Below are 25581 nucleotides of genomic sequence, written 5' to 3'. Positions count from 1 at the left end.
CCCACCGGCGCACGTGCCCTCCCGTCAGACCAGTTACCGGTTGCCGGTGACCGATTACTTGAACCGGTCGCGCAACACGTTCTTCTGTACCTTGCCCATCGTATTGCGCGGCAGTTCGGTGACGAAATGCACGCGCTTGGGCACCTTGAAGTTGGCAATGCGCTGCTTGAGTCCGTCGATCACGCTGCGCTCGTCGGGCGCCGTTGCGCCATGGCGCGGCACCACCACCGCCACCACCGCTTCGCCGAAATCCGGGTGCGGCACGCCGATCACGGCCGATTCCGCTACACCGTCCATTTCGTCGATAAAGCTCTCGATCTCTTTCGGGTAGACGTTGTAGCCGCCCGAGATAATCAAGTCCTTCGAGCGTCCGACGATGTGCACGTAGCCGTCGTCATCGAACTTGCCGACATCCCCGGTCTTGAAGAAACCATCAGCAGTGAACTCCTCGGCGGTCTTCTCCGGCATGCGCCAGTAGCCTGCGAACACATTCGGCCCCTTGACCTGAATGTGCCCGATATCCCCCTGTCCCACCACCGCGCCGTCGTCGCCCACCACCCGCACGGTCACTTCCGGCAGCGGCACGCCGACGGTGCCCGCACGACGCACCTGAGCGGCGTCGCCGTGGTACGGATTCGAGACGAGCATTACCGTCTCCGACATGCCGTAACGCTCGAGAATCGTGTGGCCCGTGCGCTCGCGGAACGCATCGAACGTCTCGCGCAGCAACGGTGCCGACCCAGAGATGAACAGGCGCACGTTGCGGCACACATTGCGATCCAGCCCCGCTTCGGCGAGCAGCCGCACGTAGTACGTCGGCACGCCCATGAACACCGTCGCGCGCGGCAGTTGATGCAGCACTTCGCGCGCATCGAACTTCGACAGCCAGATCATCTTACTGCCCGAATACAGCGCGGCGTGACTCGCCACGAACAGCCCGTGCACGTGGAAGATCGGCAGCGCGTGCAGCAGCACATCGCCGCCGTCACGCTCACCCCAGCCCCAGAACTGATGCAGCACGCGCGTGTTGCTCGCGAGATTGCCGTGCGACAGCATGGCGCCCTTGCTGCGCCCGGTCGTGCCCGAGGTGTAGAGAATTGCCGCCAGATCTTCCGGTGCGCGCGGCACCGTTTCGAAGCTGTCGCCGAACCACGCGGCACGTTCCAGCAGCGAGCCCGTGCGATCGTCGCCCAGCGTGTACACGTGCTTGGCACCGCTGGTGAAGGCGATCTTCGACACCCAGCCGAAGTTTGCCGGGCTGCACACCACCACGTCGGGCTCTGCGTTCTCGACGAAGTACGTGATCTCGGCGTCGCGATACGCCGTGTTCAGCGGCAGATACACGAGCCCTGCGCGCAGCGTCGCGAGATACAGCAGCAGCGCCTCGGGTGACTTTTCGACCTGCACGGCCACGCGGGCACCGGGGGCGAGATCCAGACTCGCGAGCAGGTTCGCGATGCGGGCGCTGGCGTGTTCGAGATCGTCCCAGCTGTAGTAAAGCCCCTCGGGCGTCTCGATGGCGCACGCGGATTTGTCCGCGGGGAAACGTTCGGCAAACAGTCGATAGAGATTGGCGTCTTGCGTCATAAACGGAACCGGATTCGAAATTATCGAAACGTCGATGGAAAAAGGAAAAACGGGGGATGCTGAAGTCCGCCCATAAAACACGACCTGCCCCGCCTCGCGGGCCGTCAGGTCACGCGCTTCATCGCCCCTGAAACACCGGCGGGCGCTTCTCGAGAAACGCGGCCACGCCTTCGCGATGATCGTCGGAATCCCAATACGCGAAGGCGCGTTGCCACTCGGCTTCGGACAACGCCGGCACGGCCGGTGCCAGCCGGGTAATCAGCCACTTGTTCGCTTGTGCAGCGAGCGGCGCGCCGGCCGCAATGCGCCGGGCGCAAGTGTACCCGGCCTCTTCGACCGACTCGTCGTCCACCACGCGCGTCAGCAGACCTTTCTCTCGAGCCTCGGCGGCGCCGAACACCCGGCCTTCGAGCAGGATTTCCAGCGCCGTAGCACGCCCCACCAGTGCCAGCACACCCTTGAGCTCGCCCGGCGCCATCGGAAACCCCAGCTTGTTGATGGGCACCCCGAAGCGCGACCCTTCGGCGGCAATGCGCAAATCGCAATGCGCGGCGATCTCCAGACCGCCGCCCACGCACACGCCCTCGATCAACGCGACGCTCGGATGCCGGCAATTTGCCAGCGCTTCCAGCGTCGGCCCGATCACTTCGCCGTGATACCGGCGCAGAGCGTCATAGCTACCGCGTTCGACGGGAAACTCCTCGATATCTGCGCCCGCGGCAAAGTTACCGCCCGCGCCACGAATCACGATCGCGCGCACATTAGGCTCGGCGTCCAACGCGAGCAGATGCGCCCGCAACGCGCGCCACATGGCCACCGAGATGGCGTTGAGCTTGCCGGGGTTCGAGAGCGTCAGCGTCACCAGCCCTTCGTCCGCCAGACTGTCGTCGCGTAAAACTTCGCTCACAGGTGTCTCCCTAAGTTTTGTCGTTCGTGCCGTGATCACGCAACGTGTCCCCGGCACGGATTTCACCGTATTAAAGCAGCCGCGATACCGCACGTCCCAGCGCCGCCTCGCCATCGATCAGCCGTTGCAGGTTGGCGTCGAGCTCGTCAGGTTCGTAGAGATAATTGACCATCATGCCGCACGACTGCTTGGCCCCTTTCTTCGAAAGATCGGCATGCCAGTTGATGCGCTCCACCCGGGCGCCGTTGCCCAAGTGAAAACGCGCCACTGGGTCACGCGGCTGCCCGCGCACGCGCTCCCGCGCCAGATAATGCGCAGCAAGCGCTTCGCCGATGGCCCGTTGCAGGGCCAGTGCACTCTTGCGCTCGGGCGACGCCTGCAACCACGCAACCAGTTGTGCGCCGGTGGCCTCGGCGGCCAACGACGTATCCTGCGCGAGCAGCTTCAGCCGCTTGGGCCCAAGCGTTTGTGCGACACCAGTCGCCGGCAACGACTTCAACCAATCGCTAAACCCGGGAATCGGCGAGAGCGTGGCGAAGTTGCGCAACTTCGGAAAATCGACGTGCAACTCGTCGATCACCCGCTTGAGCAGGAAGTTGCCGAAGCTCACGCCGCGCAGCCCCGGCTGCGTATTCGAGATCGAATAGAAGATGGCCCAGCGCACGCGGCGCAGATCTTCGAGCGGGGCCTTCTCGTCGAGCAGTGAATGCACGTCGGCGGCCATGTCGGGCACGAAGGCGACTTCCACGAAAATCAGCGGCTCGCGTGGCATGCGCGGATGGAAAAACGCGTAGCAGCGACGGTCGGAATCCAGCCGGTTGCGCAAATCTGCCCACGACGAGATTTCGTGCACCGCCTCGTAACGCATGAGCTTTTCGAGCAGCGACGCGGGCGAGTCCCACGTGATCGGATGCAGCTCAAGAAGCCCGACATCGAACCACGTCGAGAACAGGCTGCCGAGATCGTCTTCGAGCGCGGCGAGTCCCGGCAGGGCTGCGCGGTGATGCAGCATGTCGGCCCGCCAGCGCACCAGAAACGGCAGGCCATCCGGCAGCGCATTGAAGCGCTTGAGAAAGCGCACACGCTCACTGCCGAGCGCGCCCGCCAATCCGCTGGCGGCACGCTTGGGTGCCGCCTCGCCATCCTTCCCGCCCTCGCCGCCGGCGCTGTCCGTGCTGCCGCAGACGTCTGCGACCACTTGCAGCAGCGCGAGTTGCTCGGAAGGAGACGCTTCGCAGTAGCGCGTCATGAAGTCGCGCGCCGCTTCGTTGGCCGCCGAATCGGTCAGCCGGGCCGACAGACACTGCGCCAACTGACGCCGCAGCGCCGCTTCTGCCCGCGCGGAGAGCTTCGCCGGTTCGACCTTGCCGTCGCCTTTCGACTCCGGCTTGCCGCCCTCGCCCGGACCGCCCGGGCCACCGGCCCCGCCACGCCCGAACCACTGTCCCAAACGCGCTTTCAGCGAAGGCTTCGACGGCGACGGCACCGGCGCGCTCACATCGGCCACACTCTCGGGCGTCGTACGCTCCGAGGATGCGGACGATGCGGACAGGGAAAGCGAGACCGGGGCGGTCATCGCGGACAGGATCGGCTCATCCTTCATGGCTTCCTCTCAAGTCGGACAATCAACTCAGGGCCTGCTCACCCTAACCCATCACCCAATCCGGCAGCCACAGCGAGAGGCCCGGCATCAGGCAAATCAGGGCGACGGCGACAATCATCAGCACCACAAACGGCATCACACCCCAGACGATGTCGCGCAACGCAATATCGGGTGCCGTGTTCTTGATGACGAATATGTTGAGTCCCACGGGCGGATGAATCAACCCCAGTTCCATGACAATCGTCATCACCACGCCGAACCACACAAGATCGAAACCGGCCGCGCGCAATGGCGGCAGAATGATCGGCGCGGTCATCAGGATGATGCTCACCGGCGGCAGGAAAAAGCCGAGCACGACGACCATCAGCAAGATGGCCACCAGCAGCACCCAGCGCGACAGATGCAGCCCCACGATCCACTGCGCCGCCGACTGACTGATGTGCAGGTAGCTCATCACGTACGAGTACAGCAGCGACATGCCGATGATGAACATCAACATCGTCGATTCACGCAGCGTGCTCGTGAGAATCGGCGCGATCTGGCGCGGACGCCACATGCGATAGATCACGGCGATGAGCGCCAGCGCGAGCAGACCGCCCAGCCCGGCCGTCTCCGACGGCGTCGCATACCCGCCGTAGAGCGCCGCCATCACCCCGATCAGCAACGTGATGAAGGGCAGCACGCGCGGCAGCAGCGCAAGCTTCTCGCGCAACGTGGCGGGCGGTTCGTTCGGGAACGGCGACGGCGTGCCGTCGCGTGCTAGCGCGACTTGCGCGGCGCCGTATTCCTTGCGATAGCGCCACGCCGCGTAGCACGAGAACAGGCCCACTAACAGCAGCGCCGGCACGATGCCCGCGAGGAACAAGCGCCCGAGCGACTGTTCGGCAGCCACTGCGTAGAGAATCATCGTGATCGACGGCGGCAGCAGAATGCCCAGCGTGCCACCGGCGGCGATGATGCCCGCAGCGAAGCCCGGCGAATAGCCGCGCATGCGCATCTCGGGAATGCCGGCACTGCCGATCGCCGAACACGTCGCCGGGCTCGACCCAGCCATGGCCGCGAACAGGCCGCAGGCAAACACGTTGGCGATACCGAGCCCGCCCGGAATCCGCCGCATCCACGCGTGCAGCGCCAGATACAAGTCCTGCCCCGCGCGTGATTTACCAATCGCCGCGCCCTTCAGAATAAACAGCGGAATCGACAGCAGCGTGATGCTGGCCATCTCCTCGTAGACGTTTTGCGTGACCGTATCGAGCGACGACGCGGGCATGAAGCCGAACATGAACGCGACGGCCACGGCGCCGAGGGCAAACGCAATGGGCATGCCTGAGAACATGGCGACCAGCGTTGCGCCGCCGTACAGCAGGCCAATAGTGAGCTCGCTCATACGTGCGTGTCTCCCTTGCGATTCGCCGCCTGCCCATCATCGGCGCGGGGCCCCATCTCACAAGCGCCGATGGCGATTTGCAGCAGCAATTGCACCGTGAGCAGGGTCATGCCGCCCGCCATCAGCCCATAGGGAATCGCCAGCGGCGGGCTCCACGTCGAGCTGCTGGTCTGCCCGTCGACATAGGCTTCCCAGAACAGCGTCCACGACTTCCATGAAAAGAACGCACAAAACGCGAACGTGGCGATGTCGACAAACCAGCGCCGGATACGATTCACCCGCGGCGAGAGCAGTGTCGTAATCGCTTCGATGCCGATGTGACCGCGCAGATGCTGCACGTGCGCGGCACTGACAAACGTTGCGCCCACCAGCAGGAACACGGCGGCCTCGTCCTGCCAGTCGGTGGCGAGCTTGAGCACATGCCGGGCAAACACGCTGTAACTAAGCACCAGCGCGGCCCCCACGAGCGCGAGCATGCACACGACCATGAGCAGGCGGCTCACGCCCTGCAAGAGGGCGTCGAGCCGACGCAGGACGCGGGTTCGCGGCACCACGGGATCGGCCCCCATGGCGACCCCGCTCATGCAGGCACCTTCTCGGCGAGCGCGAGCAACTTGGCGCAGGTGTCCGACTTGCTGGCGTAGTCCTTCCACGCCGTGCGCCGGGCAATGTCGCGCCATTTCATCACCGTCGCTTCGTCGAGGTCATAAACCTTCGCGCCCGCCTTGGTGTAGACGCTGGCAATCTGCGCGTCGTCGGCCTTGGCCGCTTCGGTACCGAACGCCTCCAGTTCCTTGCCGACTTGCAGAATGACCTGCTGCTGGTCTTTGGGCAGCTTGTCGAAGATCTGCTTCGACATGAGCAGCGGCTCCAGCATGAACCAGTAAGACTTGTTGCGCCCGGTGGTCAGATGCTTCGAGACTTCTTCGAGCCGGAACGACATCAGACTCGTCGACGACGTCATGGCCGCATCCATCGCGCCGGTCTGCATGGCGGCATACAACTCGTTGGACGGCAGCGAGATCACGGCGGCCCCGGCTTCCTTCAGCATCATGTCCATCTCGCGGCTGCCGCCGCGCACCTTCATGCCCTTGGCGTCTTCGGGGGCAACGAGCGGCGTCGAGCGGCTGGCGACCCCGCCCGCCTGCCAGACCCAGCTCACGATCACGATGTTCTTCTCAGCCAGTACGTCGGTCAGCACCTTGCCGATTTCGCCGCCACGCCACGCGTTGCCTTGGGCGTATGAGGTGACCAGCCCCGGCATCAAACCGATATTGAGTTCGCGCACCTCGCCACCGGCATAAGGGAGCGGGTACAGCGAGAGATCGAGCGCGCCCCGGCGCAGCGCCGAGAACTGCGCGTTGGTCTTCATGAGCGAACTGCCCGGATAGACCTGAAATTTGAGCGCGCCATTCGTGCGCTTCTCGACTTCCTGCGCGAACTTGCGGCACAGCCGATCGCGAAAGTCGCCTTCGGTGAGGGTGCCCCCGGGGAATTGATGCGAAATCTTGAGCGGACCGGTCTGCGCGAAAGCGCCGCCCCACGGGCTGGCCAGCCCGCCGGTCACGAGCGCCGATGCGGCGCCCAGCATGAGTTGCCGCCGCAGCGGGGAAGGTGTCGTCTCCATGGCGTCTCCTGTCACTTCTGTCAGTGATGAACCGGCGAAGCACGGTGTCTGACGTCGCCCGGGCCGAAGATCGCCCCGGGTGCACCACCGGCCCAACCGGCACTGCATGTACGGATGACTTGCTTTGTTTTTTGATATTTCGAGCGCAGTGGTTGCCGCACTCGAGTTGAAATCGTATAGTTATTCCGTCACGGTGTATACAAATTGACCGCGTAAAAAATACACTTTCGGCGTTAACCCCGATCTTCAGGCAACGCGCACCGCGTTACCTTGATCGCAATTCCCCCATCCACGACCCGGGCGACCGGATCGATTTACGTCCTGGTGAGAGCGTCATGACGGTAAAACCGAAACGATCGGAAGCGCTGCGCCAGGCCATCGAAGAAAAGATTGCGCTGGGCGAGTACCCGCCGGGTATGCGGCTGGACGAAGCCGAGTTGTCCGCCACGTTCGGCGTGTCGCGCACGCCGCTGCGCGAGGCGTTGATTCAATTGGGCATGTCGGGCGTGGTGGAGATGCGCCCGAGGCGGGGGGCCGTAGTCGCCGAAGTCGATCCGAAGCGGCTTTGCGAAATGTTCGAAGTGATGGCGGAGCTCGAATCGATGTGCGGCCGGCTCGCCGCGCGCCGGATCACCGACGCGGAGCTGGCCGAGTTGCGCGCCACCCATCTGGCGAGTCAGGCAGCGGCCGAGGCGCGCGACCTCGACCGGTACTACACCATCAACGCCAGCTTTCACGCGCAGATCTACGCGGCGAGCCACAACGCCTATCTTCACGAAACGGCGTTGCAGTTGCATCAACGGCTGCGCGTCTACCGCCGCATGCAGTTGCGTGTTCGCGACCGGCTCGGACACTCGTTTGCCGAACACGACGCCGTCTTCCGCGCGATCGAAGCCGGCGATGCCGACGCCGCCGCCGAAGGCTTGCGCGGCCACGTCACCGTGCAAGGCGAGCGCTTCGGCGATTTGATGGCGTCGCTGCGGGCACTGGAGCGCAAGGCGGGATAAGGCGGGATAACGCGGCGTAGGGATATAAAAAAACGGGCTGCCGGAGAAAAAACCGGCAGCCCGTTTGATTTTGCGCAGGCGGTCAATCGACCGCGCGGTTTAGCTGATCTAGCGTGACGCGACCGACGGCGTTGCGCGCCGATGCGCCCACACCAGCATGATCACGCCCGCGACGATCATCGGCAGCGAGAGCCATTGGCCCATCGACAGGCCGAACGACAGCAGGCCGAGGAACGAATCCGGTTCACGTGTGAATTCGGCGAGGAAGCGGAACAGCCCGTAGCCCACGAGGAACATGCCGGAGACCGCGCCTACCGGACGCGCCTTGCGTGCAAAGAACCACAGCAGCAGGAACAGCGCCACGCCCTCAAGCGCGACCTCGAACAACTGCGACGGGTAGCGCGGCAGCCCATGGAACTGCGCAAACACCATCTGCATCGCGCTATCGGCCATGGCCTGCGGATGCGACATCGCCCATTGCGCGTCTTCCGCCGCCGCTTGCGGGAACAGCATCGCCCAGCGCGAATCGGGGCTCGTCACCCGGCCCCACAGCTCACCGTTGATGAAGTTGCCCAGACGCCCTGCCGCCAGCCCCAGCGGAATCATCGGCGCGATCAGATCTGTGCCTTCGAGCAGCGAATGACCCCGGCGGCGCGTGAACAGCCACATCGCCACCAGCACGCCAAGGAAGCCACCGTGGAAGGACATGCCGCCTTCCCACACCTTGAAGATGTCGAGCGGGTTTGCCAGATAGAACGACAGCTTGTAGAAAATCACATAGCCCAGCCGTCCGCCGAGAATCACGCCGATCACGCCGTAGAACAGCATGTCGTCGAGATCCTGCGCCTTCCAGCCTTGCGCGGCAATTGACGGCTGACGCACGCGCAAGCGTCCGACCAGCAGGAAGAGAATGAAGCCGACCAGATACATCAGGCCGTACCAGCGGATGGCGAGCGGGCCGAGGTGAATCGCGACCGGGTCGAATTGAGGATGAATCAGCATGGATCAGAAGATAGGGATTCGTGAACAAAAGTTCCGAAAATTTCCGTGAACTCGCGCGCCGCCATTCACAAAAAAGCGGTGCCGCCGCGTCATGACACACAGATTCCGGCGTGCCGTCGGATGGCCTGCACAATACCACGAGCCATAGGGAAAACAGGGGGGAATAGGGGGAATCGGCCCTAGTCCACCAGCGTGGCACCGGGCGGTGTTTGTGCCACACCGCGTGCCGTTTCGAGAAAGCCTTCGAGCACGGGCGTTACCTCCGCCGTGCGCCAGAGCAGCCCGGTCTCGATCAGCGCACTGGTCTCACGCAGCGCACGATACTCGACGCCCGTGCGACGCAGATGACACAACGACTGCGGTACCAGCGCCACGCCCATGCCCGCCGAAACGAGACTCACGATGGTCTGCATCTGAATCGCCTCCTGCCCCACACGCGGCGTCAGCCCCAGTGCCCCGTAGCATCCCATGATGATGTCGTAGAACGCCGGGGCCACACGGCGCGGGAAGATCACCAGCGGCTCGTCGGCAAAGTCCGTCAGGCTGACCGGCTCGTTCGCTTCGTTCGCTTCGTCCGGATCGCTCGACTTCTTCGACTGCTTCGCCCCACCCCGCCGCCCCCCCCGCCCCGCCGGCAACGCCAGCATCAGCGGCTCGCGCATGATCGGCAGATACGAGAGCTCGTTCGCGAAACGCGCGGGCACGGGCGGGATGAAGAGGCCCGCGTCGATCCGGCCGTCCATGAGCGCCTCGACCTGCACGTCGCTCGTCGCCTCCAGCAATTGCAGGCGCACGCGCGGATAGCGCTCGCCGAACTCTCGCAGCAGCGGCGGCAGGATGCCGTAGTCCGCCGTCGACACGAACCCAAGCGATAGCGTGCCGACCTCGCCGTGCGCCAGCCCCTGCGCCAGCGCAGGCAGCGCCTCGGCATCGGCGAGAATCCGCCGCACCTCGGGCAGCAACTGCCGCCCGACCGCCGTGAGCTCCACCGAGCGGTTCGTTCTCACGAACAGCGGGGCGCCGAGCGACGCCTCCAGCGCCCGAATCTGCTGGGAGAGCGGCGGCTGGGTCATCGCCAGACGCTGCGCGGCCCGGCCGAAATGACGCTCTTCGGCCACCGCCACGAAATACCGAAATTGACGCAGATCCATGATATGTTTTCCGACCTAATCCGAGTCAAATAATATATTTGACAAGCATTGAAGGAAAGACGAATCTTAACGTCCAATTCAGTCTGGCCAAAGCCCGCTTGGATGCGTGGCTGCCCAAAAGCCGGACGACTCGCCTGACCATTCTTTACCCACAAACACTGCGTTTCACGAGACGACCATGCCTCACTACCGTTCCCGCACCTCCACCCACGGCCGCAACATGGCCGGTGCCCGCGCGCTGTGGCGCGCCACCGGCATGACCGACGAAGACTTCGGCAAGCCGATCATCGCCGTGGTGAATTCCTTCACGCAGTTCGTGCCGGGCCACGTGCACCTGCGCGATCTGGGCGCCGTCGTCGCCAAGGAAATCGAGGCTGCCGGGGGCGTCGCCAAGGAATTCAACACCATTGCCGTCGACGACGGCATCGCCATGGGTCACGGCGGCATGCTCTATTCGCTGCCGTCGCGCGAACTGATCGCCGACTCGGTGGAATACATGGTCAACGCGCACTGCGCCGACGCCATGGTCTGCATCTCGAACTGCGACAAGATCACCCCGGGCATGCTCATGGCCGCCATGCGCCTGAACATCCCCGTCGTGTTCGTCTCGGGCGGCCCGATGGAAGCCGGTAAGGTCAAGTCGGGCGACGGTCAGGTGATCGCCAAGATCGACCTGATCGACGCCATGATCAAGGCCGCCGATCCGAAGATCAGCGACGCGGAAGTGGCCGAAGTCGAGCGCAGCGCCTGCCCGACGTGCGGCTCCTGCTCGGGCATGTTCACTGCTAACTCGATGAACTGCCTGACCGAAGCCATTGGCCTCGCGCTGCCGGGCAACGGCACCATCGTCGCCACGCACGCCTGGCGTCGCGGGCTGTTCGAGCAAGCCGGCCGCCTCGTGGTCGATCTGTGCCGCCGCTACTATCAGGAAGAAGACGCCTCGGTGCTGCCGCGCAATATCGCCACCAAGGCTGCGTTCGAAAACGCCATGACGCTCGACGTCGCCATGGGCGGCTCGACCAACACCGTGCTGCACTTGCTGGCCGCCGCACAGGAAGCCGGTGTCGACTTCAAGATGGCCGACATCGACCGCATCTCGCGCAACGTGCCGTGCCTGTGCAAGGCCGCCCCGGCGACCGACAAGTACCACATCGAAGACGTGCACCGTGCCGGCGGCATCATCGGCATTCTGGGTGAACTGGCGCGCGCCAACCTGCTCGACACCTCGTGCGGCAACGTGCACAGCGGCACGCTCGGCAACGCCATCGCCAACTGGGACGTGGCTGCCAGCGCCGAGAAGGTGAACGACAAGGCGCAAACGTTCTACAGCGCCGCCCCGGGTGGCGTGCCGACGACCGTGGCGTTCAGCCAGTCGTCGACGTATGCGAGCCTCGACGTGAACCGCGAAACCGGTTGCATCCGCGATCTGGAACACGCCTACACCAAGGATGGCGGTCTGGCCGTGCTGTACGGCAACCTCGCCGAAAAGGGCTGCATCGTGAAGACGGCCGGCGTGGACGAATCGCAATGGGTCTTCACCGGCCGTGCCCGTGTGTATGAAAGCCAGGACGACGCCGTCGAAGCCATTCTCGGCGACAAGGTGCAAGCGGGCGACGTGGTCGTGATCCGCTACGAAGGCCCGAAGGGCGGCCCGGGCATGCAGGAAATGCTGTACCCGACGTCGTACCTGAAGTCGAAGGGGCTGGGCAAGACCTGCGCGCTGTTCACCGATGGCCGTTTCTCGGGTGGTTCGTCCGGCCTCGTGATCGGTCACGCCTCGCCGGAAGCGGCCGAAGGCGGCACCATCGGTCTGGTGGAAGACGGCGACGTGATCGAGATCGACATCACGCAGCGCAAGATGCATCTGGCCGTCTCCGACGAAGAACTGGCGCGCCGCCGTGCCGCCATGGAAGCCCGTGGCGACGACGCATGGCAGCCGGTTGGCCGTGAGCGCGTGGTGTCGCAGGCCCTGCAAGCGTATGCAGCGCTGGCGACGTCGGCCGATCGCGGCGCCGTGCGCGACCTGTCGCAACTGAAGTTGGCCAAACGTGGCTGATTTCGCACTGGCAACCTGACGTAAGCCACACGGCGCGCCCCATTTGGAGCGCGCCGTTTTTGTATTCGACGTGTGATACAACAACGCATGTGTCTGCGTAACGAAAGCGGCGCATCCCCACAGGACAGAGGAGACAGTCATGGCATTCAACCGTCGTTCGCGCAACGTCACGCAAGGCGTGGCCCGCTCGCCCAACCGCTCAATGTATTACGCGCTGGGCTATAAGGAAGAAGACTTCGACAATCCGATGATCGGTGTGGCCAACGGCCACTCGACGATCACGCCTTGCAACGCCGGCCTGCAACGCCTCACCGACGCCGCCGTCGAAGCGATCAGAACGCATCAGGCCAACCCGCAGACCTTCGGCACGCCGACCATCTCCGACGGCATGTCGATGGGCACCGAAGGCATGAAATACTCGCTCGTCTCGCGCGAAGTCATCGCCGACTGTATCGAGACGGCTGTGCAGGGTCAGTGGATGGACGGCGTGGTTGCCATCGGCGGCTGCGACAAGAACATGCCGGGCGGCATGATCGCGCTGGCCCGCATCAACGTGCCGGGCATCTACGTCTATGGCGGCACGATCAAGCCGGGCAACTGGAAGGGCAAAGACCTGACCATCGTCTCGTCGTTCGAGGCCGTGGGCGAGTTCACCGCCGGGCGCATGACGGAGACCGACTTCAAAGGCATCGAGAAGAACGCGTGTCCGTCGACCGGCTCGTGCGGCGGCATGTACACGGCCAACACGATGAGCTCGTCGTTCGAAGCCCTCGGCATGTCGCTGCTGTACTCGTCGACGATGGCCAACCCCGATCAGGAAAAAGTCGACTCGGCGGCCGAATCGGCGCGCGTGCTGATCGAGGCAGTGAAGAAAGACATCAAGCCGCGCGACATCATCACGCGCAAGTCCATCGAAAACGCCGTCGCACTGATCATGGCGACCGGTGGCTCGACCAATGCCGTGCTGCACTATCTGGCGATTGCGCACGCCGCCGAAGTCGAATGGTCGATTGAAGATTTCGAGCGCGTGCGCGCCCGCGTGCCGGTCATTTGCGACCTGAAGCCGTCGGGCAAGTATGTGGCGACCGATCTGCACAAGGCCGGGGGGATTCCGCAAGTGCTGAAGCTGCTGCTCGACGCGGGCCTGCTGCATGGCGACTGCCTGACCATCACCGGCCGCACCATTGCGGAAGAACTGAAGGACGTGCCGTCGGTGCCGCGCGCCGATCAACATGTGATCTACCCGATCGACAAGGCGCTCTATAAGGAAGGCCATCTGGCGATCCTCAAGGGCAACCTTGCCGAAGACGGCGCCGTCGCCAAGATCACCGGCCTGAAGAATCCGGTCATCACCGGACCGGCACGCGTGTTCGACGACGAGCAAAGCGCGATGGACGCGATTCTTGCCGACAAGATCAAGGCTGGCGACGTGCTGGTGCTGCGCTACCTCGGCCCCAAGGGCGGGCCGGGCATGCCGGAAATGCTGGCGCCGACCTCGGCGATCATCGGTAAGGGCCTCGGCGAGTCGGTCGGCTTCATCACCGACGGGCGGTTCTCGGGTGGCACGTGGGGCATGGTGGTCGGCCACGTGGCCCCGGAAGCGTTCGTGGGCGGCACCATCGCACTGGTGCAGGAAGGCGACTCGATCACCATCGATGCGCACAAACTGGTGCTGCAACTGAACGTGCCCGACGACGAACTCGCCAAACGCCGCGCTGCATGGAAGGCCCCTGCGCCTCGCTACACGCGTGGCGTGATGGCGAAGTATGCCGCGCTGGCACAGCCTGCCAACAAGGGCGCGGTGACCGGCTGACGCATGCCGGTTTTGCGCGAAGGTCATGACGACGACTTTCGCGCAGCGGCATCGGTGCAGTGAGTTGCGGCACGTTTGGCCTCCCCGGCAGACGTGCCGTTTTCATTGGGCCGTTGCGTGCACAGAAGGCGTCGGCGGCGGCCGTATAATGGCGCGTCGATGCGCCCTGCGCCACAGCTTCACATCACTATCACGCAGCCTCGCATCGCGATCCGTCAACGATCGGGGAGTATCACATGAAGGATTCAGGCGACAAAATCGCCGTAGTGGTTGCAGGCCTGCTGATGACGCTGATCGCGCTGGTGCCGCCGAGTGCGGCCGCCCAGACGTCGGCGACCGATCAGGCCATGCTGAAGCTCGCGCGCGAGCGCAATTGCATGACATGCCATGCGGTCGACCGCATGCTACTGGCGCCGGCCTTTCGCGACATTGCCAAGCGCTACGCCGGACAGAACGGCGCGGCGGAAAAGCTTACCCAATCGATTTCGGAAGGGAGTCGCGGTACGTGGGGCAATATTCCGATGCCCGCCAGTCCGCAACTGGCACCGGGTGAAGCCGAGCGGCTTGCCTACTGGATTCTGGGCTTCATCCGCTGAGCGCGGGCAACGGGGCCTGAAGCAGCGCGGCGGCACGGCTAGCCGGCCGCCCCTACCCCCACTCAGCCCTGCGAGCGGGCCTGCTTCGCCACTTCCTCGATGACGGCCTGCCGGATGCGATCCGGCAGTTGTGCCTGCAAGGCATCCGCCACCTGCTTACCGATGAGTTGCACCAGCCAGGACGTCTGATCGATCAACGCGTCATGACAACGCCGCTCCACCATCGTCGTGATCTCATCGGCCAGTTGCAGCGTGAGCCGCGCGCTCACCCGCTCGGCAAACACCGCCACATCTGCCGGCACGCCCTCCTGCACCGGAGCCGCAGCGCCTTGCGCGACGCTCGCAGGCGCAGACTCACCGGGCGCAAGCACTTCGGTCAGCGTGGGAATGCCGGGGTCGTTGCGCTCGGGCTCGTTCGTCACGGTCAGCCTCGTTGGTCGTAGTTGTTCAGGGTGTAGCCGCGATCGCGGTAGAAGCGGTAACGCTCGCGGGCGCCGGCCAGATCCTCGGGCGCATCGCCGATGATTTCCACCACCCGTTCGAAGCGCGCGAAGTGCGTCGGCACGCTGTTAGCCAGATTGAGCAGCACCTGATGGTGCTGCGCCTCTTCGTCCGGCCCGGCTAGCACGACGGGCGTCTTCGCCGCTTCATCGTCACGCGTAAAGCAGTGCGGGACAAACTCCAGCGGCGAAAACGTCCACAACGCCTGATCGAACGCCCGCAGCACGTCGGGTTCACCGACGACCACGAGCGTCTGCCCAGCCAGATAGACCTTGCGCGCGAACCGGCACGCGTAATCGAGCCGGTTCGCGACGTGGGTATGAAAATCGACGCGGGTCACCGGGCCTCGCGATCGATCAGGAACTGCGTGAGCAACGGCACCGGACGACCGGTCGCGCCCTTAGCCGCGCCGCTCTTCCATGCCGTACCGGCGATATCCAAGTGCGCCCACTCGTACTTTTCGGTGAAGCGTGCCAGGAAACAGGCGGCAGTGACGCTACCCGCCGGACGCCCGCCGATGTTCGCCATATCGGCGAAGTTCGACTTCAGTTGCTCCTGATACTCGTCTTCGACCGGCAGACGCCAGGCGGTGTCGCCCGTCGTACGGCCGGCAGCCACGAGTTCGTCGGCGAGCGCATCGCTCTTCGAGAACAGGCCCGAATTCACATGGCCCAGCGCGATGATGCAAGCGCCCGTCAGAGTTGCCACGTCGATCACGGCAGCCGGCTTGAAGCGTTCGGCATAGGTGAGCGCGTCGCACAGGATCAGACGGCCTTCCGCGTCGGTATTGAGCACCTCGATGGTCTGGCCCGACATGCTGGTCACCACATCGCCCGGCTTGGTCGCTTGCGCGCCCGGCATGTTTTCCGTGGCCGGCACCACCGCGATCACGTTGAGCTTGAGGCCCATCTCGGCAACCGCACGAATCGTGCCGAGCACCGAACCCGCGCCGCACATGTCGTATTTCATCTCGTCCATACCCTCGCCCGGCTTGAGCGAGATGCCGCCCGAGTCGAAGGTCACGCCCTTGCCCACCAGCACAATCGGGGCCTGCTTGGCAGGGCCGCCTTCATACTTGAGCACGATGAACTGGGGCGGCTGGACCGAACCGCGCGACACCGACAGGAACGACCCCATCTTGAGCGCTTCGATCTGCTTCGGCCCGAGGATCTCTGCTTTGAGCTTGAACTCGCGGGCCAGCTTACGGGCCGTGTCGGCCAGATACGTCGGCGTGCACACGTTGCCCGGCAGGTTGCCGAGATCCTTCGTGAGCGACATGCCGTTGGCAATGGCCTCGCCGCGCTTGGCAGCCAGCTTGGCGGCCTTCAGGTCTTCCGGGGCGACGGCGAACACGATCTTGCGCAGCGCCAAGTTGGCCGGCTCGACCTTGCTCTTCATCTGGGTGAAGCGGTAGGTGGCGTCGCGCAGCGCGAGCACCGAGGTGCGCACGGCCCACGCGGCGTCCTGCTTGGCCACCTTGGCTTGCGGCAGCGTCCACAGGGCGTCGGCAGCGCGCGAGGCCAGCACGGCACGCACGGCGGCGCGCGTGGCATCGTTGAAACCCTTTTGCGAGAGCTGGTCTTCGCGGCCCAGGCCGACGAAGAGCACGCGTGCGGGGCTCCAGCCTGCGACTTCGTGCAGCATCAGGGTGCTGCCGAGCTTGCCGTCGAGTTCGCCACGCTTGACCATGCGGGCGAGCAGGCCCTTGCTGGCGGCGTCGAGCGCCTTGGCGAGGCCCGCGAGCGGCTGTTGCTCGAATACGCCGACCACCAGGCATTCCGTCTTCGCATTGGCGAGATCGGCCAGGCCGGTCTTGGTCGAATCGAAGGCTTTTGTGCTAAAGTCCATCGCGCTTTCCTCGGGTAAAATTCGTACGAGCCGCAATTATCCGCTTTTTTCCGCGCTCGCCCAACCGCGAGAGCTCCCCAATCTTCATCACATGATTTTTCAGCGTTCCCTACAGCGTGAGCTGAACTACACCGCTGGGGCCGTCTTCATGGTGCTGATCACCGTCATGCTCACCACGATGATGATCCGCATCCTGGGCTTCGCAGCGTCCGGGAAGGCCGATCCGCGCGACGTGCTCGTGCTCATCGGTCTGGCCGTGGTCGGCTACCTCGCGGTGATTCTGATCGTCACGCTGTTCGTCTCGATCCTGTTTGTACTGACCCGCTGGTACCGCGACTCCGAAATGGTCGTGTGGTTTGCCTCCGGTCTGTCCATCAACGACTTCATCAAGCCGGTGCTGCGCTTTGCTGCGCCGTATCTGGCCGTCATCACGTTCTGCGCGCTGGTCGCGTGGCCGTGGGCAAACCTCCAGATCTCCGCGCTCGAAGCCCGCTTCGCCCAGCGCGACGACGTCTCGATGATCGCGCCGGGCCAATTCCGCGAGAGCGCCGCCAATCACCGCGTGTTCTTCGTCGAAACCGTCTCGCCCGACGCCACCAAGGTGCACAACGTCTTCGTCTCGGGCACCGAGAACGGCAAGGTCAACGTCATCGTCTCGAAAGAAGGTCACATCGAGACGGCCAAGGACGGCAACCGCTACATCGTGCTGGAAAACGGCCGACGCTACGACGGCGTGCCCGGACAGCCCGATTACCGCGTCATGGAATTCGAGCGCTACGGCGTGAAGATCGATAACCCGGCCACGACCGACGTCGACAACACCCCGACCAAGGGCGTGCCGACCATGCGTCTGTTCCGCGAGATTGCCAATCCGATCTTCCGCGGCGAAATCGTCTGGCGTATCGGTCTGCCCCTGCTGGCGCTCTCGCTCGTCCTACTGGCCGTGCCGCTGGCGTATCAGAACCCGCGCCATGGCCGCACCGTCAACCTCGTCATGGCCGTGCTCATCTATCTGGGCTACACCAATTTGCTGAGCTTGTCGCAGGCCTATGTGGCGCAGGAGCGCCTGCCGCTCGCCATCGGCGTGTGGCTGCTCCACGCCATCGCCCTCATCGTCATCGTGCTGCTGTACGTGCGCCGCATGCGCTTCCGCGGGCTGCTCGGCCGCAAACGCAATCGTGGCAATGTCGAACGAAGCGAGCCGACGGCAGGAGGGGTTCGCTGATGCGCGTCTATGAAAAATATTTGGCGCGCCAGATCTATCTGGCGTTCCTGTTCGTCCTGCTCGCGTTTGTCGGTCTGTTCGTCTTCTTCGATCTGGTGAGCGAACTGGGCGACGTGGGCCGCGGCAACTACCGCTTCCAGCACGCGCTCGCCTATGTGTTGCTGTTCGCACCGCAGCGCATGTACGAAATCATTCCGGTCGCTTCGTTGATTGCCGCGATTTATGTCTGCGCGCAGTTGGCGGGTAATTCGGAATTCACGATCTTCCGCGTCTCGGGTCTCTCCACCGGACAGGCGCTGCGCTCGCTGCTCAAGATCGGCCTGCCGGTGGTGCTGTTGACGTTCGCCATCGGCGAGTTCGTCGCACCGGGTGCCGAGCAACTCGCGCAGAAGATTCGTCTCGAAGCGTTGGGCAGCTCCGTCTCGGCGGGCTTCCGTTCAGGGGTCTGGGTCAAGGACACGGTCGAACAGGAAGGCGGACGGGTCACGCGTTTCATCAACGTGGGTACGCTCAACCCTGACAACACGATCGCCGACGTGCGCATTTACGAATTCGACTCGTCGCTGCGCCTCGACAGCGTGCGTCTTGCAAAGCTCGGACAGTTTCAGACCCCGAACTTCTGGCAGTTGACCGACGTGTCGGAGACCGTCTTCTCCGCCACCGACGACGCCACGGCCAGCAAAGACCCGCTGCGCGCGCTCGTACAGAGCAAGCAGATCCACATCGACAAGGTGCAGATGAAGTCGGAGCTGACGCCGCAGATTCTGTCCGTGCTGATGGTCTCGCCTGACAACATGGCGATCGGCAGCTTGTACAAGTACATCGGCCATTTGAAGGAAAACCAGCAGAACACCGACCGCTACAACCTGGCGCTCTGGCAAAAGCTGCTGTATCCGTTCGCGGTATTCGTGATGATGGCGCTGGCACTCCCGTTCGCCTACCTGCACGCCCGCGCCGGGGCCATCGGCCTGAAGGTGTTCGGCGGCATCATGCTCGGCATGAGCTTCCAGTTGCTCAACAATCTGTTCTCGCATCTGGGCCTGCTCAACACGTGGCCGGCATGGTTCACGGCGGCATTGCCGTCGCTGCTTTATCTGGTGCTCGCCATCGCGGCGCTGCGCTGGGTGGACAAACACTGATGCAGAAACAGGCGCTCATCCTGTTCGGCCATGGCTCGCGCGATGCGCGCTGGGCCGAACCGTTCGAGCGCCTGCAGGCCATCGTCGCCGCTCGCCGCCCCGGCGTGGATGTGCGTCTGGCCTTTCTCGAACTGATGACACCCAGCGTGCTGGATGCCATCGACGCCCAAGTGGCAGCAGGTGCTGCCGATATCACTGTGGTGCCCGTCTTCTTCGGGCAGGGCGGACACGTCCGGCGCGACCTCCCCGCGCTCATCGAGCAGGCACGTCAGGCGCATCCGCAGGTGCAGATCGACATTGCCGGTGCTGTCGGCGAAAACGACGACGTGCTGAACGCCATCGGCGATTACTGCCTGCATCAACTCGACGCCGGCGACCCGGTCTGACCGCCATCGGCGTCGCCACGCCACTGGCTCCCTCCAGCTTCCCAAGCTTCTCCCGCCTCTCCCGCTCCGCTTCGCCCCCGCGCGGCGAATTCCCAATGCGGTCCCGCAGACAAAAAATGAAATCGGACCGACGGGCTCAAGTCCAACAATCGGTGTCACCGCGACGCGTGCGTCCGGTTATCTGAGCAACGGCCGGAAGCCCACCGGGCGCGTGCCGTGCTCGTCTGCGCAGCCCTATCAGGACTTCCCGAGCCCCTTATGCCAGGCATCATCACCGACTTGCGCGCCGTGCCGGGCACCATGCCGAAACCCGCGATCAATCCGCCCCGGCACTTGCCCAACAACGCGTTCCTGCAACTCTCCGAAGCGGCGCGCGAGATGCTCGATATACCGCGCGATCTCGCCGCCGCACTCGGCTTTACCCTGCATGTCATCGAGTCGAGACTGTCGCAGAGCGAACTCGATCAGTTGATCAGAAACGATCTCCCCGACATCGCTCAAGTCCTCGCCGCGAACGAAGACCTCGCCCCGCTCATTCTCGATAGCCTGACGAAGGCGTTGAGTCTGCGCCGCCCGTCGGAGAGCGTGCGAGACGTCATGCAACGTGCCGTATCGACAAGCGCCTTGCGCGACCTACAACGCTCCGTTTCGCGTGCAGAGGCCGGCGACTTGGCGCATACCCTCCCCGCAGACCAGTGGCGCGCGCAGGTCACGCAATGGCTTCGCCTTCTGCACGAGGCGGCGGTACGCTTTCGCTGGGCCGGCTCCGGCCACGATCCGAAGGCGCGTCACGGCCATCCGTCCGAATCGGCATTCCCCGCAGCACAACCGCTCCCGTCCGCGCCGCGCCCGCCGAACTTCCGGGACGCTGGCGTCATGGGCTTCGTGCTCTGGTGGTTGTACGCCACACAGACGACTACCGCGCCGGGAAGCCGGGCGGCATCCGAAACCACGCGTTCAGTGCATCTCGTCGATGCCGCTTCACCATTCGCCGAGCCGTCCGGTGAAGGCACTCTCACGCGTCTGGCCGATGCGGTGCTGGCCTACCGTTCAGGGCAACACGCGCCCGGCGCGCAAGATCAGGCATCCGACGTCACCCCGCTTCGGAACAACGTCGCGCACGTGAACGATCTGCGTGCGCGACGTAGCGCCGAGCAAGCATCGGTATCCAGCACGGCAACGCCAGCCGGGCAATTCGTCGAGGCATCGTCAACGCCGGCCGTCGTTCCCGCGCCGCGCCCGGAAATCGACGGCATCGCATCGTCCGCGACGTTTCACGAGGAAGTCGCGGCGTTCATCGGTTTGCTGCGAAATCGCACCATGGAGCACAAGGCAGCTTTCCGGCTGACGCAAAGCACGGTGAACCTCACGCAAATCATCGAGACCAGTTTCACGCGACGACTGACCCGTGCGGCATTGCCGGACAAAAACGCCCCCACGCTCGACAACGTGTTCCTGTACCAGTTCGATACGTTCGACTTTCCGGACGCTCCGCAGTCCTACGACATCCGTCACCTGCAACGCTCGGCATTGCGTTCGCGCACGCCCATCGTGGAAGCCGCAATGCGTATCGTTAGCGGCCAGCAGCAGTTGAGAATCGAGAATTACGGTGTCTACGCAGGCGACTTGAAGGAGCACCGCAAACACCCTGCCAGCGAGCAGGTACCGGGGCTGTCGATCGACACGTTTCTCGGTGCGCTGACCGAATGGAAATGGCTGGGGCAGCAAGGTGAATCGAGCATCGAAGCACAGCGCTTCCTGAAGAAACTCGATGCGTCCCAGCGTCACATGGCCCGCGATGATCTTCAGTTGTCCTACGCCGCCGGGCATTTGTCTGCGGATGCCGTGGTTCTCGGGCAAATCGTTCTGGACACCCCCGTCTACGCCAGTCAGGGACCGCTCGAGTACGTGCGCACCTATACCGTGCATCTCACCGGCTTGGGCGTATCGGATACGCTGCCGATCGCTGCGATGTTCGCCACCACCGAACACGAAGACGACGGACGCGCGTTGCTGTATCTCGCCGGCGACGCCCACCCTTGGCGGGAATACGCGAACCTCTCCGCGTTGCAGGCGGACCTCGCGTCGGCAACCTCCGGCCTGACCGGTGCCGTACGGGCTCGTCTGCCGCTGCGCGTGACATCATCGGCCCGATCGACGCCACCGAACACTCAGCACGCCCCGCGCAACGACACAGGCTTCCGCTTGAAGCCCTTCGCGGCTGACCCGTTGGTCGTGGCGCGGGCCGCTTCCCTCACCGTCGTCCTCGACGACATCGCCTTCGACGTGACACGGGCCACCACCTCCGCACGGGCGGAAGACCACGCCGCGTGGTTTGCGGGCGCGACACCGCATGCCCGCTATCAATCATTGCAGTCAGGCACCTCACTGGGGACGAGCCTTCCACTGGGCGCCAGACCGGCCGCCCGCGTCATTGCGTTGCCGGAAGACATCGAATCGTCCATCGAATCGCTGCTCGATCTGCGCGCACAAGTCTCGATGCTGCTGCCCGACGAGCGGCGCATTGCGCGAGCCGCCGCGCGAGATGCGCTCAAGGCACTCGACGCCGAGGCGCTAGACCCCGATCTCATCCGGCTGGAGATCTGCACGCAAACGCCGTCACCTCCCGGCACCTCATCCGGCAACGCGACCACCATCACCTCGATGAGTCTGACCAACGCCGTTCTCGAAGCGGTCAGCGGCAGGCCCCCCGTTCCGCTCACGGGACAAGTCATGCGACTCGCGCGGGTAGCACGCTCCCCCAACGCCCCGACCGGACAAGCTGCTTCGACGCTTCCCCTGCCGGACGCGAACGCCTTCATGCGCCGCGTTCCCTTCGACCATTTTCAGGAGAATTACCGGAACGCGCTGGAGGATTTCATTGCCGCGCGGCACGGGTCGTTGCGTCAGGTGCTCAGGGCAAGCTTCGGCATCGATGCGCTCTCGCTGGCGTTACAACAGAAGCTGGACCCAGCCCAAGTCGCCCTCGCCCAAGCCGTGGCCGAAGATTCGCAGCGCGGCGACAACCGCATCCCCATCGGGGTCGCACCGCCCACGCGATATTCGCGCGAGTGGATCAGTCTCGGCGGCGTACCGACACGGTTAATGCTCTTCACGGACGCGCGAACGCATAAGGTGCTGATGTACGCCCCCGGCACGGGAAACGGTGAAGTCACGGGTTTCGACAGCCGGGCTGCCATGCAGACGTGGCTGACGGAGCAAGCACGCAGCCCCGATGGCAGACGCCGTCTTCTGTCCCTGCTTCAACCGCATCGAAAACGCGAGGCCAACGCGAAACTGGAAGCGTTTGCCGCCGAGGCGTCCACCACGGACACGCTGCCCGATACCGTTGGCGCGCCTGTCGACGGCGATACCTTTCAGGTGGTCGCCGACCGGATGTTGAACCACTCGAGCGCGTATCTCAACGCGACGCTGACCACCGGCAATTCGGGGGAATCGGTGGTCGGCGTAGCGCGCGCGATCCGCTGGATAGACATGACAATGGGGCTCGGTACCTGGGCCGCCGACATCGTCCGGCCGGCGTCGATTTCCGCGAGCATCTCGGACGGCATGATCGGCGCGCTTCTGGCCGCGTTCGGCGATGAACATACCCGCCCCGAGGGTTGGAAATCGCTGGCCACCGCCATTGGCAGCCAAGGCATCTCCGCGCTGCGCCTTCAGATACTCAGCCGTCTGCCCGGCGGCGCCAAGTATCACTTTTTCGTCGACGGCCCGTTGGACGGCGTTAGCGGGGTCATTGACGGGCTGTACTACGTCGACGGTGAATTCATCGCGCATGTCGACGAATTCACCTACGCCCATCTCACCTTCGATTTCGGTGCGGGCGAGTTCCGTCTGTGGCATCCCGAGACCAACGAGTTGGGACCTCATATGCGGCTGGACGCCACCGGCGGGTGGCGCGTCATACCGCAGTCCGAAGTCGGGGCCAGTTCGTCACTCAACGAACCCCATCTGGCCTACGAAATCGATCAGGCCTACGGCGCGCGACTCGAAGCCGTGCGTAACGAGGCGACGCTTGCCGAACGCAAGGTATTCAGAAACGCGAAGAACGAGGCCTTTCTGCGGGGCACCCAGCCCATCGGAGAGCGCGCGCCCGCCACGTATCACATGCTGCTCTTCATCGCGCCGGAGATTTCCGATTACGCCACGCTGGGTGAGATTGCCGGCGAAGTCGAAAACGCCTTGGCCGCGGAGGCGTCCAGTGAGCTGGTTTCAGATATCGAGACCGAAGCGGCCGCCGGGGGTGCCGTCGTCACACGCGTGACCGACATTCCCGGCGTGCCAGCTGGCACGCTCGACAACGGCATGGTGCGCGCGATGGCGGTGGCGGTACGCGATGGGGAGGAAGGGACGCTATTGGCCCATCAGAGTGAGTTCGCGATGGCGCCCGAGGCACCGGCGACGCAGCAATACGTGGACCAGATGCAAAGTCTGGGGGCGAGCGAGTACGCCGGTAATGCCATCCACTCGGGCGCCGACAGCGTGCGCACTTTCAGCATCGACAATCTCGGCGCGGCACTCGATGGCAAGGCCAACATCGAGCGCATCTACGAGATGACGACCCCGCATCACATCATGCTGTTCGGACGCCGGGTCATCAGAATGCGCACGGAGTATTTCTTCTTCGACCCGGCGACGGGCATCGTCGTCCATCCCGACAAGGCCGTTGTGCTCGAGACCACGATCCGGCACCTCAAGCGCATGAGCGCAACCTATGGCGCGTTCAGGTTTCCGGGCGGCCCAGCCGTCATGATGCGACGCGTCGATGTCGGCCAACTGACACACGCACCGATCGCCGAGGGGCGCAGCGTGCAGGATTTATTCCGTCTGACGCAGTAAGGTTTTGTTCGCCGCAGGGCGGACGGGAGAACCACCGGCCTGCCGATGCGACACTATGCCGCCATGCGTCAGGCGGCCAGCGACGCGCCGGCGTGCATCGCCGGCGAGGACGTCGACACCTGTGCCTGCGCGAAAGCGTCGCCAATCAGCAGCACGCTCGGCTGCGTGCTGTCGAACCAACCGGCCGCGACGCCGCGCGAGATATCGTCCAGCGTCATGACGACGCTGCGTTCGCGGGGCGTGGTCGCAGCTTCGACGATTGCCACCGGCGTAGCCGCCGGCTTGCCGGCAGCGATCAGTTCACCGGCGATACGTTGGGCGGCGTCGCGGCCCATGTAATAGACCAGCGAATCGGCGGAGGCTTGCGCCGTGATTTCTGCCGACTCGGGGGCACGGCTTTGCGTGGCGAAGGCAACGCTGCGGGAAACGCCGCGCAGCGTCAGCGAGCTTTTCAGCGTAGCGGCACTGGCGAGCGCCGCCGTTATGCCCGGCACGACTTCCACCGTAATCCCGGCCGCTTCCAGTGCGCGCAACTCTTCATCGGCGCGTCCGAACAACATCGGGTCGCCGCCCTTCAGACGCACCACGAGCGCATGCGTGCGCGCGTTATCGATCAACTGCTTGTTGATGAAGTGTTGTGCGCTGGAGTGCTTGCCGCAACGCTTGCCCACGGCGATCAATTTCGCCTGCGGGCACAACGCCAGCATTTCCGGCTCGACCAGTGCGTCGTGCAGCACGACGTCGGCCTGCGCGAGCAAGCGTGCGCCGCGCACCGTAATCAGGTCTGCGGCACCGGGGCCGGCACCGACCAGATAGACCTTGCCCGGAAGTGCGGCAGATTGCGAAGAAGTCACCGTCATGTTGCAGCCGTCGTCGTGAGGAGTGG

The 25581-nt window shown here is 64.3% G+C and carries 20 protein-coding genes; 8 read left to right on the top strand and 12 right to left on the bottom strand.

The annotated features are described in order from the left end of the window. Window positions 1-54: 54 nt before the first annotated feature. From PIN31009_RS06795 to dctP, 6 genes are all read right to left on the bottom strand, one after another. Window positions 55-1587: a malonate--CoA ligase gene (locus PIN31009_RS06795; protein ID WP_150789756.1), complete on the bottom strand. Its 1533-nt coding sequence runs from the start codon at window positions 1585-1587 to the stop codon at window positions 55-57. A gap of 118 nt (window positions 1588-1705) precedes the next feature. Next, entirely contained in the window at window positions 1706-2494 is a 789-nt protein-coding gene (locus tag PIN31009_RS06790) for an enoyl-CoA hydratase/isomerase family protein (protein ID WP_246185539.1), read from the bottom strand. Window positions 2495-2564: 70 nt separating this feature from the next. Next, window positions 2565-4097, bottom strand: coding sequence for a malonyl-CoA decarboxylase domain-containing protein (locus PIN31009_RS06785; RefSeq protein ID WP_246185538.1), 1533 nt, complete (start codon window positions 4095-4097; stop codon window positions 2565-2567). A gap of 43 nt (window positions 4098-4140) precedes the next feature. Then, window positions 4141-5484, bottom strand: coding sequence for a TRAP transporter large permease (locus PIN31009_RS06780; RefSeq protein ID WP_087688677.1), 1344 nt, complete (start codon window positions 5482-5484; stop codon window positions 4141-4143). Beyond that, the gene (locus PIN31009_RS06775; protein WP_150789754.1) at window positions 5481-6068 is read right to left on the bottom strand and encodes a TRAP transporter small permease; all 588 of its coding nucleotides are present in this window, start codon (window positions 6066-6068) and stop codon (window positions 5481-5483) included. Before PIN31009_RS06775 ends, PIN31009_RS06780 begins: the two co-directional genes overlap by 4 nt. Then, window positions 6065-7111 carry a TRAP transporter substrate-binding protein DctP gene (gene dctP / locus PIN31009_RS06770; protein ID WP_150789753.1) on the bottom strand — a complete coding sequence of 349 codons (1047 nt, stop codon included), beginning with the start codon at window positions 7109-7111 and terminating at the stop codon, window positions 6065-6067. Before dctP ends, PIN31009_RS06775 begins: the two co-directional genes overlap by 4 nt. 335 nt (window positions 7112-7446) lie before the next feature. Between dctP and PIN31009_RS06765 the strand changes: the two genes are divergently transcribed. Then, window positions 7447-8118 carry a GntR family transcriptional regulator gene (locus tag PIN31009_RS06765; RefSeq protein ID WP_150789752.1) on the top strand — a complete coding sequence of 224 codons (672 nt, stop codon included), beginning with the start codon at window positions 7447-7449 and terminating at the stop codon, window positions 8116-8118. 108 nt (window positions 8119-8226) lie between these two features. Here PIN31009_RS06765 and lgt read toward each other — a convergent pair whose 3' ends face one another. Together lgt and PIN31009_RS06755 are read right to left on the bottom strand one after the other, a co-directional pair. Beyond that, a complete protein-coding gene (lgt, locus tag PIN31009_RS06760; protein WP_150789751.1) occupies window positions 8227-9120 on the bottom strand; it encodes a prolipoprotein diacylglyceryl transferase in 894 nt (297 codons plus the stop codon). 179 nt (window positions 9121-9299) lie between these two features. Further along, window positions 9300-10271, bottom strand: a complete 972-nt coding sequence (locus tag PIN31009_RS06755) for a LysR substrate-binding domain-containing protein (RefSeq protein WP_150789750.1) — start codon at window positions 10269-10271, stop codon at window positions 9300-9302. A gap of 178 nt (window positions 10272-10449) precedes the next feature. Here PIN31009_RS06755 and ilvD (PIN31009_RS06750) point away from each other — a divergent pair, with 178 nt between their 5' ends. From ilvD (PIN31009_RS06750) to PIN31009_RS06740, 3 genes are all read left to right on the top strand, one after another. After that, window positions 10450-12327, top strand: a complete 1878-nt coding sequence (gene ilvD / locus PIN31009_RS06750) for a dihydroxy-acid dehydratase (protein WP_058375496.1) — start codon at window positions 10450-10452, stop codon at window positions 12325-12327. 139 nt (window positions 12328-12466) lie between these two features. Further along, the gene (gene ilvD / locus PIN31009_RS06745; protein WP_150789749.1) at window positions 12467-14140 is read left to right on the top strand and encodes a dihydroxy-acid dehydratase; all 1674 of its coding nucleotides are present in this window, start codon (window positions 12467-12469) and stop codon (window positions 14138-14140) included. Window positions 14141-14376: 236 nt separating this feature from the next. Further along, on the top strand, window positions 14377-14736 hold the full coding sequence (locus PIN31009_RS06740; RefSeq protein ID WP_246185537.1) for a c-type cytochrome: 360 nt from the start codon (window positions 14377-14379) through the stop codon (window positions 14734-14736). A 62-nt stretch (window positions 14737-14798) separates the two neighbouring features. Here PIN31009_RS06740 and PIN31009_RS06735 read toward each other — a convergent pair whose 3' ends face one another. From PIN31009_RS06735 to PIN31009_RS06725, 3 genes are read right to left on the bottom strand one after another with little or no spacing between them, the layout of a single operon-like run. Then, window positions 14799-15158 (bottom strand): DUF2486 family protein, encoded by a 360-nt coding sequence (locus PIN31009_RS06735; RefSeq protein ID WP_174996015.1) that lies wholly within the window; start codon window positions 15156-15158, stop codon window positions 14799-14801. A gap of 2 nt (window positions 15159-15160) precedes the next feature. Further along, window positions 15161-15577, bottom strand: coding sequence for a DNA polymerase III subunit chi (locus PIN31009_RS06730; RefSeq protein ID WP_150683581.1), 417 nt, complete (start codon window positions 15575-15577; stop codon window positions 15161-15163). Then, a complete protein-coding gene (locus tag PIN31009_RS06725; RefSeq protein WP_150789748.1) occupies window positions 15574-17085 on the bottom strand; it encodes a leucyl aminopeptidase in 1512 nt (503 codons plus the stop codon). The genes PIN31009_RS06730 and PIN31009_RS06725 overlap by 4 nt, the downstream gene beginning before the upstream one ends. Window positions 17086-17176: 91 nt before the next feature. On the opposite strand from PIN31009_RS06725, the gene lptF reads away from it, so the two are divergent. The 4 genes from lptF (at window position 17177) to PIN31009_RS06705 (ending at window position 24695) form a co-directional block, all read left to right on the top strand. Continuing rightward, window positions 17177-18310: an LPS export ABC transporter permease LptF gene (lptF, locus tag PIN31009_RS06720; protein ID WP_150683579.1), complete on the top strand. Its 1134-nt coding sequence runs from the start codon at window positions 17177-17179 to the stop codon at window positions 18308-18310. Beyond that, on the top strand, window positions 18310-19449 hold the full coding sequence (gene lptG, locus PIN31009_RS06715; RefSeq protein WP_150683578.1) for an LPS export ABC transporter permease LptG: 1140 nt from the start codon (window positions 18310-18312) through the stop codon (window positions 19447-19449). The genes lptF and lptG overlap by 1 nt, the downstream gene beginning before the upstream one ends. Then, window positions 19449-19835 (top strand): sirohydrochlorin chelatase, encoded by a 387-nt coding sequence (locus PIN31009_RS06710; protein WP_150789747.1) that lies wholly within the window; start codon window positions 19449-19451, stop codon window positions 19833-19835. Before lptG ends, PIN31009_RS06710 begins: the two co-directional genes overlap by 1 nt. A gap of 258 nt (window positions 19836-20093) precedes the next feature. Further along, on the top strand, window positions 20094-24695 hold the full coding sequence (locus PIN31009_RS06705) for a dermonecrotic toxin domain-containing protein (protein WP_150789746.1): 4602 nt from the start codon (window positions 20094-20096) through the stop codon (window positions 24693-24695). A gap of 68 nt (window positions 24696-24763) precedes the next feature. Here PIN31009_RS06705 and cobA read toward each other — a convergent pair whose 3' ends face one another. Next, window positions 24764-25555 (bottom strand): uroporphyrinogen-III C-methyltransferase, encoded by a 792-nt coding sequence (gene cobA, locus PIN31009_RS06700; protein WP_150789745.1) that lies wholly within the window; start codon window positions 25553-25555, stop codon window positions 24764-24766. Window positions 25556-25581: the final 26 nt, after the last annotated feature.

The organism is Pandoraea iniqua, from assembly GCF_902459685.1.
Classification (GTDB): domain Bacteria; phylum Pseudomonadota; class Gammaproteobacteria; order Burkholderiales; family Burkholderiaceae; genus Pandoraea; species Pandoraea iniqua.
Note: the sequence above shows the minus strand (reverse complement) of the source record. Positions and strands in the feature narration are given on the sequence as shown.